We start from the raw sequence: 8524 nt of genomic DNA on the forward strand, positions 1-8524 counted from the left end.
GCGCGGGGCCGACCGCCGGGCGGGAGGGGGCGGGACCGCCACCAGCGCCCCCTCCGGCAAAGCCGCCCGCGGCTCCGGCCACCGTGGCGGCCGCCGCGGCTAGGCTGCCGGGCAGCGCTTTCCCGCGGCGGACCGCACCTCCCGGTGAGCGTCCGGGACCACGGGGCAGCCGTCCGGGGAGTTCCACGGCACTGCACGCGCCCCGTGCGTACCGGCCTGGTGGCGGGTCTTCCCGGCGACGAGGGCCTACCGGCCCGGCATGCCACCGAGGGCGGGCCGCCGCTCGATCCCGGCGAGGCTCAGGCCGGTCCGCGTCACGCCGCGCACCGTCGGCCGGTGCGGGCCCGGTCCAGCAGTGACGTCGGCTCGTGCGGGGCTCGGCACGGGCTGCGGGTTGCGCACAGCAGCCTGGGCGAGGCCGGTCGTCGGGCCGGGTGGCCGGTCAGCCGTGTGCGGCTCGCCCGGGGCGCGCCGGGCGGCGGGGGCCTCCACCGAGCAGCCGCGCGGCACGGGCCCGGCCGAGGCGGACCGGTGACCTCCGGCACCGCCGAGAAGCCCGTCCAGGGGTCGTACGTCACCCGGCGGCCTTCCTGTCCTGCGGACCCCGAGGTGCCCGGCCTCGCGCCGCCTCCCCTGCTCCGGCTGTTCCGCCCGACGCCGGCAGGGCGGAGTCGACCCGGCTGGGCCGCCGGGGCCGGGCCACCCGTCAGGACCCGCGTCCGCGCACGACGCGCGGGCCGTGCCGCCTGCAGGCCCCGCTTCAGGAGACGGCGACGACGACGGCGTAGCTGCCGGCGCCGAGCAGCCGCTCGCCCTCGATCTCCCGACCGGCGATGGTCAGCCGCTGGATGCGCCCGGTGGCTTCGTCGAACTCGATGTTCTCGACCGGGCCGAGTTCGCGTCCGGTTTCGGTCAGGGCCCGCCTGCCGAGGGGGTCGTGGTGCTTGTCCGCCGGAGTCGGGACGTCGGCCTCGGTCCGGATGTCGTCCGCTTTGCGCACGGTGATGGCGTCAGGGCCGACCGCCTGGATCTGGTTCCAGGTCACCAGCGTGCCGGGGCCCTTGGCCGTGAGACGGAGGGCGGCGATGCGTGCGGGTGAGGTGGCGACGGCGAGTCCGGTGACGGTGGCGAGGGTCTCGGCGGTGTCCAGGCCTATGACGCTTCGGCCCTTGATCTCGCTGAACAGCATCGTCACGTCTCCCGTTCCAGTCGTCTGCGCAGACCGCGCATCGCTTCGGGGAACCCGGCCAGGTCGCCTGCGGTGAACTCGCCGGTGGCATCGGGCACCAGGACCATCTCGCCGGAGACGGCCACGGGCTTGATCACAGGCAGCAGGACCCGGTGGGAGCCGCGGCCCGCGGTCTCGACCTCGTAGCCGGCCACGGCCGGCTTCCGGCCACCGGTGATGACGACATCGACGATCCTGCCGAGGCTGCTGCCGCTCTCGGTCATCACCCGGGCACCGATGACGTTTCCGCCTCCGGAAGCCGTGAGGTCCTTGGAGATCCGGTCGTCGTCGGCGAGCGCGCTCTCGTCCCGGATCATCACCGCGTCCGGTCCCAGAGCGTGCACCTTGTTCCACGGCAGGTCCCGCTTCAGCGGCCCGGCTAGCAGCCCGCGTCCGCTCAGGGTGAAACAGCGGACGCTGCCGCGGGCGGCGTCGAAGACGATGTCCTTGATCTGTGCGACATCCTCGCCCTCCAGCGTCACCACCGGGAGTCTGGCCATCTCGCTGGCCCGCACGAAGTCCGTCATGAGCGGGACCCGCCTCCGCCTCGTGGGGGCCGCCGGCCCGCGATCACTCCGCCGCTGCGCCGCCGTGCCTGGACCACGAGCAGCGAGACCGCGAACAGCACCACGATCGCCAGCGCGATCACCACCCAGATCCACCAGTCCACGTCCTGCACCTCCCGGTCCGCCGGGACCGCCCCCGTAGTTCAGTGTGCGACGAAGAGCGGCGGCTGTCGACGCCAGGACGGGACGGGGCCCAGCTGTCCGCCGGGGATGCGGGAGCGCCGCGCCGGAGCCGGCGGGCGGCGAGAACGATCTGCATCGCGGCAGCGGGACGCAGCAGGACGGGACGGAGCCTCTCAGGCATCCGGCCGCGGTGCAGGGCGGTCGTGGTGACGGCGACGACCGGCACGACCCACGCGGCCACGGCAGCGGCCCGTGCCGTACGGCTGGTCTCGTACCGCCAGGTGTGCCAGGTCCAGAAGGCGGCATCGGCGAAGGTGTCGGCGTAGTCCCCGAAGGGAGAGACGGTGCCCTGCCGCCGGGCGAGGCGCCCGTCGGCGAGATCGAGGCCGATCGCCACCAGCCCCGAGAAGCGGGCGCTCCCGCCGGGCAGGGCGGGAAGCGCACCCCGCAGCAGTGTCAGCATGTCCGCGGCGGCCAGGCGCCGCCGGTGTTCCAGCAGCCCGAGGTGCAAGGCGGCCAGCACCCAGCTGGCGGTCACCCATCGGGGGCCCGGCCGTCTGCCGGCGGCCAGTGCGTACAGAGCCGCGTGCAGGACGGTCAGTTCGGCCAGGGCCCGCGGGCGCCGGGCGGCCTGGACCACCGACCGCCGGGCAGCCCGCGCGAGGAAGAGCACGACGGCCGTCGGCGCCATGCCGCCTGCGCGCAGCTCGGCGAGCAGCGCGTTCGTGGCGGCGCGGCTGTCGGACATCCCGGCGGCAGGCTCCACGTCTCTCCTCGCTGTCAGGCGGTGGTGTTCACGGTACGGGCCGACGCGCCGCACGGCCGGTGCGCGCTCACCGGCCGGCGGGACCTCCCGGCCTAACGTCGGGCGGAGCAGGAGACGACACGTGCGGAGAGGATCGGACGATGGTACGGACCGGTGTTCTGGGAGCGATGGGAGTGGTGTGCGCGAGCACGGCGGCCGCGTACTGGGGGCTGGTGACCGGGGCGCTGCCCCTGGATCTGGGAGTGGGGCGGCGCACGCGGCCGCTCGGGCGGCAGACCGTCGAGATCGCGGCCGGGCGCGAGGTGGTGTTCGACGTGGTCGCCCAGCCGTACCTGGGCCGGGCGACCACGGCGATGCGGGAGAAGGTCGTGGTACTGGAGCGGGGCTCGGACCTGGTGCTCGCCGCGCACCGAACCCCCGTCGTCGGCGGCCGGCTGACCGCGACCACGGTGGAGACGGTCAAGTTCACCCGTCCGGAACGGGTCGACTTCCGCCTGGTGCGCGGGCCGGTGCCCGCCGTCACCGAGACGTTCACCCTCACCGAGCAGGGCTCCGGCACGCGCCTGGTGTACGAGGGCGAGATGGGGACGGATCTGTGGCGAGCGGGGCAGTGGTGGGGGGACCTGGTCGCCCCGCGGTGGGAGGAGACCGTGGCCGCCTCCCTGGCCGCAGTTCGCCACGAGGCCGAACGCCGCGCGTCCCCACGGTAGGGACCGGGTGTCCGTTCCACTGGGCGAGGCTGCGGCTTCGGTGAGCGCGCTTGCGGTTCCCGCGGCTCCCGGGCGTCTACGGTCGGACCATGGTGCTGCGGATCGTGCCCGGGCGGGTGCACACGGCGACGGCTGTCGGCCCGCCGGGCGCCGCCGGGCGCCTGCCGCGGATTCCGGCCGCGTACGGGCAAGGTGTGCCCCGGGCCGCTGTTCCGCTCCGCGCCCCAGTCACACGTGTCCGTCCCGGTGGCACGGCCGCTGCGGGTGCCGGGCTCCTGGCCGGCTTCGCGGGCCCGTCGGCCGGGGCCGGCCGGGTGGTCGGCGCCGTGGGCGGGGCTTCGCCCGGCCGACGGCGGAACACCGCCCGCCGCGGTGGGGACCCCCAACCGTCCGGGCCCGCCGATACGGGGCTCGCCGCCGCCGGGGACCGGTGCCGGACGGCCGCCGTCCGAGCGCACGGACCGGGCCAGGCCCCGGGCGCAGCCGATCCGCGCGGCGAAGACCGTGAAGCGACTGCCCCGAACGGGAGAGGAGTTCCCCGATGCCGAAGACCCCCGACCCCGGGCGCAAGGCGGACCGGCACGAGGTGTTCGTGGAGTTCACCAAGTCGATCTGCCCGCTGTGCAAGACACCCGTCGACGCGCAGGTCAACATCCGCGAGAACAGGGTCTATCTGCGCAAACGCTGCCGTGAGCACGGTGAGTTCGAGGCGCTGGTGTACGGGGACGCCGAGGAGTACCTGTCCTCGGCCCGGTTCAACAAGCCCGGCACGATCCCGCTGACCTTCCAGACCGAGGTGAAGGACGGCTGCCCGAAGGACTGCGGGCTGTGCCCGGAGCACAAGCAGCACGCCTGTCTCGGCATCATCGAGGTCAACACCGGCTGCAACCTGGACTGCCCGATCTGCTTCGCCGACTCCGGCCACCAGAGCGACGGCTACTCCCTCACCCGCGAGCAGTGCGCGCGGATGCTGGACGCGTTCGTGGAGTCGGAGGGCGAGGCGGAAGTGGTGATGTTCTCCGGGGGCGAGCCCACCCTCCACCGGCACATCCTCGACTTCGTCGACCTCGCCCAGACCCGCCCGATCAGGAACGTCACCCTCAACACGAACGGTATCCGCCTGGCCACCGACACACGCTTCGCCGCCGCACTCGGCAAGCGCAACCAGCTGCCCGGCAAGTCGGTGAACGTCTACCTCCAGTTCGACGGCTTCGAGGAGCGCACCCACCGGGAGATCCGCGGCCGGGACCTGCGCACGATCAAGCAGCGGGCCCTGGACAACTGCGCCGAGGCCGGTCTGACCGTCACCCTCGTCGCCGCCGTCGAGCGCGGCCTGAACGAGCACGAACTCGGAGCGATCATCGAGTACGGCATCGACCACCCCGCCGTCCGGTCGGTCGCCTTCCAGCCGGTCACCCACTCCGGGCGGCACGTCGCCTTCGACCCCCTGCAACGGCTCACCAACCCCGATGTCATCCGGCTGATCAGTGAACAGCTGCCCGGCTGGTTCCGCAAAGGCGACTTCTTCCCCGTCCCGTGCTGCTTCCCCACCTGCCGCTCCGTCACCTACCTCCTGGTGGACGGCGAACCCGGCGACCGCACCGTCGTACCGATCCCACGGCTGCTGGACGTCGAGGACCACCTCGACTACGTCACCAACCGCGTCACGCCCGACGCGGGAATCCGTGAGGCCCTGGAGAAACTGTGGTCGGCCTCGGCGTCCATGGGATCCGCCACGACCGCGGAGAAGCTGCGCGCCACCGCCGAATCCCTGGACTGCGCCGATGCCTGCGGAATCGATCTGCCACAGGCCGTGAAGCAGCTCGACGACAAGACGTTCATGATCGTCGTGCAGGACTTCCAGGACCCCTACACCCTCAACGTCAAGCAGCTGATGAAGTGCTGCGTCGAGGAGATCACCCCCGACGGGCGGCTCATCCCCTTCTGCGCCTACAACTCCGTCGGCTACCGGGAACAGGTCCGCGCCGAGCTGTCCGGCGTACCCGTCGCCCCGGTCGCCCCGAACGCGCTCCCCCTCACCGGCCGACTGGCCACGACCCCGTACGGCTCCAAGACCACGAAAGATGCCCGCGATGGACAGTGACCAGGCCAAGTCCTGCTGTGCTGAGGCGTACTCCGACGACGTGGTGGGCCTGCTGCTCGGCGACTCCTACCACCCCGGCGGCACCGCCCTGACCCGCCGCCTGGCCGACCGTCTCGGCCTCACCCCGGACATGCGGGTCCTCGACGTCGCCTCCGGCCGGGGCACCACAGCACTCCTGCTGGCCGACGCCTACGAGGTGCGGGCAGACGCTGTCGACTACTCGCCCGCCAGCACAGCCATCGCCCGGGGCGCGGCCGGGGCCGCCGGGCTCACGGGACGGGTGGCCTTCACCACCGGCGACGCCGAGCGACTGCCCTACCGGAACGCGGTGTTCGACGCGGTGGTGTGCGAGTGCGCGCTGTGCACCTTCCCCGACAAGCGCCGGGCCGCGGCCGAGTTCTTCCGCGTCCTCACACCCGGCGGACGCATCGGCATCACCGATGTCACCGCCGTCCCCGACCGTCTCCCGCCCGAGCTACGCGGGCTGACCGCCCGCATCGCCTGCATCGCCGACGCGCGGCCGCTCGAAGAGTACGCGGAGATCCTCGCCGCGGCAGGGCTGCGCACCCTCGCCGTGGAGCGGCACGACGAGGCGATGATCCGCATGGTCGACCAGATCCAGGCCCGGCTGGACCTGCTGCGCGTCACCGCACCGGCCCGTCTCGCCCAGGCGGGCGTGGACCTGGGCGCGGCAAGGGCGGTCCTCGACGCGGCCCGCGCCGCAGTCGCCGACGGCGTTCTCGGGTATGCGCTGCTGACCGCTGTGAGAGCACGGGGCGGACGGTCCGGCGAACCACCGCCGGGGCCGTGAGCGCCCGCGCACACCTGCCGGTGCCCTGCCCCCGGTGCCGGCGATGAGAACGCGAGGCAAGCACGACAGAGTGGAAGAGCACCACGGCCGTCACCACCCCGCCCACCGGTCAGGGAACGGGAGCCTCCCGGATCCGAGCCATCGGGACCGTCTCGCCGGCGCCCGCCGCACCTTCGGTGCAACACCGAAAGCACCTTTCCTGCAGGCACGTTCGCATCCTGCACGCTCAACCGTCACAGGCGAGCGCCCGGCATCACCACCGGCCACGGAACAGACCCGCTCACCGACCCACGGTGGGGAGGTCCGCCGAGAGCCCTGGGCGTTGGCGGCGGCAAGCTGATCACCGGCCTCACAGCCCTCGACGGAGACGTCATCGGCCTCACCCGGTGGGCCTGAGCCCGGACCGGTCCGCCACCGCCCCCGCGTCGATCCGATCATCCGCCCTGCGGTCGGCCCCGGCGAACCGACCGGGTGCGACCCTCCAGGGAGGGCGTGTCCGGACACCCAAAGCGGGTGATACCTACCGATACTCGACGAATGGCCGACTCATCACGGTTGATCAGCAGGCTCCGCAGCAGGGTGCTCCCCGAGTCCCAGCGCCGCACGCTCGAAGAAGTCGCCGAGGACCTGGAGCTGAGAAGGGGTGACACCAGGTCCAAACAGTCCGCCTACTGGACGATGCTGACACTCTCGGGCCTGATCGCCACAGCGGGCGTGCTGAACGACTCCACGGCCACGGTCATCGGCGCGATGATCATCGCACCGCTCTCCACTCCCATCATGGGCATCGCTGTGGGCGTGGTGCAGCGCCGCCGCAACGGCTCGGTCCCGTTCGTCTTCTTCGGCTGCCTGCTGGTCATCGTCCTCGGCGTGCTCTTCTCCGTCGTACTCCCCGGCTCCTACAACCTGCTCGCCAACAACCAGATCTCCAGCCGCACCTCCCCCGGCCTGCTCGATCTGATCGCCGCGCTCGCGACCGGCCTCGCCGGGGCCGTGGCTCTGGCCCGCCGCGATGTCGGCGCCGTGCTGCCGGGGGTGGCCATCGCCATCTCCCTGGTCCCCCCGCTGGCAGTGGTCGGGGTCTGCGCGGGCCGGGGCTCCTGGCTGCTGGCGCTCGGCGCGACGCTGCTCTTCCTCTCCAACCTGCTCGCCCTGGCACTGTCCGGGATGCTCATGTTCACAGCGCTCGGCTATGCCACCGAGACCGCACAGGCCCTGCCTCATGCCCCGCGCCGCGTACGGCTGATGCTGACGCTGCTGGTCTCCGCTGTGACACTGCCGCTGGTGGCGAACACCGGGATCACCTATCTCACCGCCATCTGGACCGAGCGGGTACAGACGGCCGCCACCGCCTGGGTACGCCAAGTGCCCGGCGCGGAGGTGACCTCGGTGAGCGTCACGGAACGCACCATCCGGGTCAACGTCCGCACGCCGAGCGACCTGCCGCCCGTCGACTCGCTGCTCGCCGACCTCAACGGGCAGATCCCGAACGGCATCCCGGTGGTGGTGGAGAGCACCCGGGGCCGCCAGGTGGAGGCGGGCACGGTCGGCGGGGGCTGAGCGCACCCGGCGCGTCCGCCCGCCCCTCCGCCACAGCACCCCGCAGTACCGGCATGCGCCCCCGGCAGGTTCGCGGCATCCTCTCGCTCCGAGGTGCTCGTGACGGTCGTGGACGGCAGTCCGTGTCGCAGATCGTCGACGGGGAGCCCCTGCCGATGAGTTCCCCGTCCTCGAACGGTCTGCCCAACGCCCCGACCGTTCTCGACAGGAGTGCCATGTCCACCATCCAGCCAGTGATCATTACTGCCCACCAGGATGTTCTGCTCGGCTTCTACACGAAACTGTTCGGGGCTGAGGAGATCTTCCGGGTGCCGACGGAAGGCCCGGCCTTCTACCTCGGCTTGCGCATCGGCGACACCGACCTCGGGCTGGCGGCCGGGACGAACCCGGGGACAGGGGCGGCACCGCGGATCCTGCTCAGCATCGGTGTCGACGACGTCGACGAGATGCTCGGCCGGGTGACGGCACTGGGCGGCTCGGTCCGCGGCGGCCCCGACGACATGCCGTGGGGACAGCGCGTCGCCCACATCCAGGACCCCGACGGCAACCCGGTGAACCTCACCCAGCCGATCCCGGCCCGGTGACGCTGGGGCCTTGACCCCGGATCTTGGACACCCGAGACACTTGGATCTTGAGTCCAGGAGAAAGGATGTCCC

At 72.5% G+C, this 8524-nt stretch carries 9 protein-coding genes; 5 read left to right on the forward strand and 4 right to left on the reverse strand.

Annotated elements, in window-relative coordinates; genetic code table 11:
- Positions 1–760: 760 nt before the first annotated feature.
- Genes I3F58_RS28795 through I3F58_RS28810 form a run of 4 tightly spaced genes read right to left on the reverse strand, consistent with a single transcriptional unit; the run spans position 761 to position 2665 of the window.
- Positions 761–1189 carry a PRC-barrel domain-containing protein gene (locus I3F58_RS28795; RefSeq protein WP_240111661.1) on the reverse strand — a complete coding sequence of 143 codons (429 nt, stop codon included), beginning with the start codon at positions 1187–1189 and terminating at the stop codon, positions 761–763.
- Between the two features lie 2 nt (positions 1190–1191).
- Entirely contained in the window at positions 1192–1755 is a 564-nt protein-coding gene (locus I3F58_RS28800) for a PRC-barrel domain-containing protein (RefSeq protein ID WP_240111654.1), read from the reverse strand.
- Positions 1752–1898, reverse strand: a complete 147-nt coding sequence (locus I3F58_RS28805; RefSeq protein ID WP_240111655.1) for a hypothetical protein — start codon at positions 1896–1898, stop codon at positions 1752–1754. The genes I3F58_RS28800 and I3F58_RS28805 overlap by 4 nt, the downstream gene beginning before the upstream one ends.
- Entirely contained in the window at positions 1874–2665 is a 792-nt protein-coding gene (locus I3F58_RS28810) for a CDP-alcohol phosphatidyltransferase family protein (RefSeq protein ID WP_240111656.1), read from the reverse strand. Before I3F58_RS28810 ends, I3F58_RS28805 begins: the two co-directional genes overlap by 25 nt.
- Before the next feature lie 158 nt (positions 2666–2823).
- Between I3F58_RS28810 and I3F58_RS28815 the strand changes: the two genes are divergently transcribed.
- The 5 genes from I3F58_RS28815 to I3F58_RS28835 all read left to right on the forward strand — a co-directional run bounded on the left by I3F58_RS28815 (position 2824) and on the right by I3F58_RS28835 (position 8452).
- Positions 2824–3393 (forward strand): SRPBCC family protein, encoded by a 570-nt coding sequence (locus I3F58_RS28815; RefSeq protein WP_240111657.1) that lies wholly within the window; start codon positions 2824–2826, stop codon positions 3391–3393.
- A gap of 541 nt (positions 3394–3934) precedes the next feature.
- Positions 3935–5497, forward strand: coding sequence for a radical SAM protein (locus I3F58_RS28820; RefSeq protein ID WP_240111658.1), 1563 nt, complete (start codon positions 3935–3937; stop codon positions 5495–5497).
- Positions 5487–6308 (forward strand): class I SAM-dependent methyltransferase, encoded by an 822-nt coding sequence (locus I3F58_RS28825; protein WP_240111659.1) that lies wholly within the window; start codon positions 5487–5489, stop codon positions 6306–6308. Before I3F58_RS28820 ends, I3F58_RS28825 begins: the two co-directional genes overlap by 11 nt.
- Positions 6309–6845: 537 nt before the next feature.
- Entirely contained in the window at positions 6846–7868 is a 1023-nt protein-coding gene (locus tag I3F58_RS28830; RefSeq protein ID WP_240111660.1) for a DUF389 domain-containing protein, read from the forward strand.
- Positions 7869–8083: 215 nt separating this feature from the next.
- Entirely contained in the window at positions 8084–8452 is a 369-nt protein-coding gene (locus I3F58_RS28835) for a VOC family protein (RefSeq protein WP_240111662.1), read from the forward strand.
- Positions 8453–8524 lie beyond the last annotated feature (72 nt).

It is taken from the genome of Streptomyces sp. MUM 203J (genome assembly GCF_022414595.1).
Taxonomy (GTDB): Bacteria; Actinomycetota; Actinomycetes; order Streptomycetales; family Streptomycetaceae; genus Streptomyces.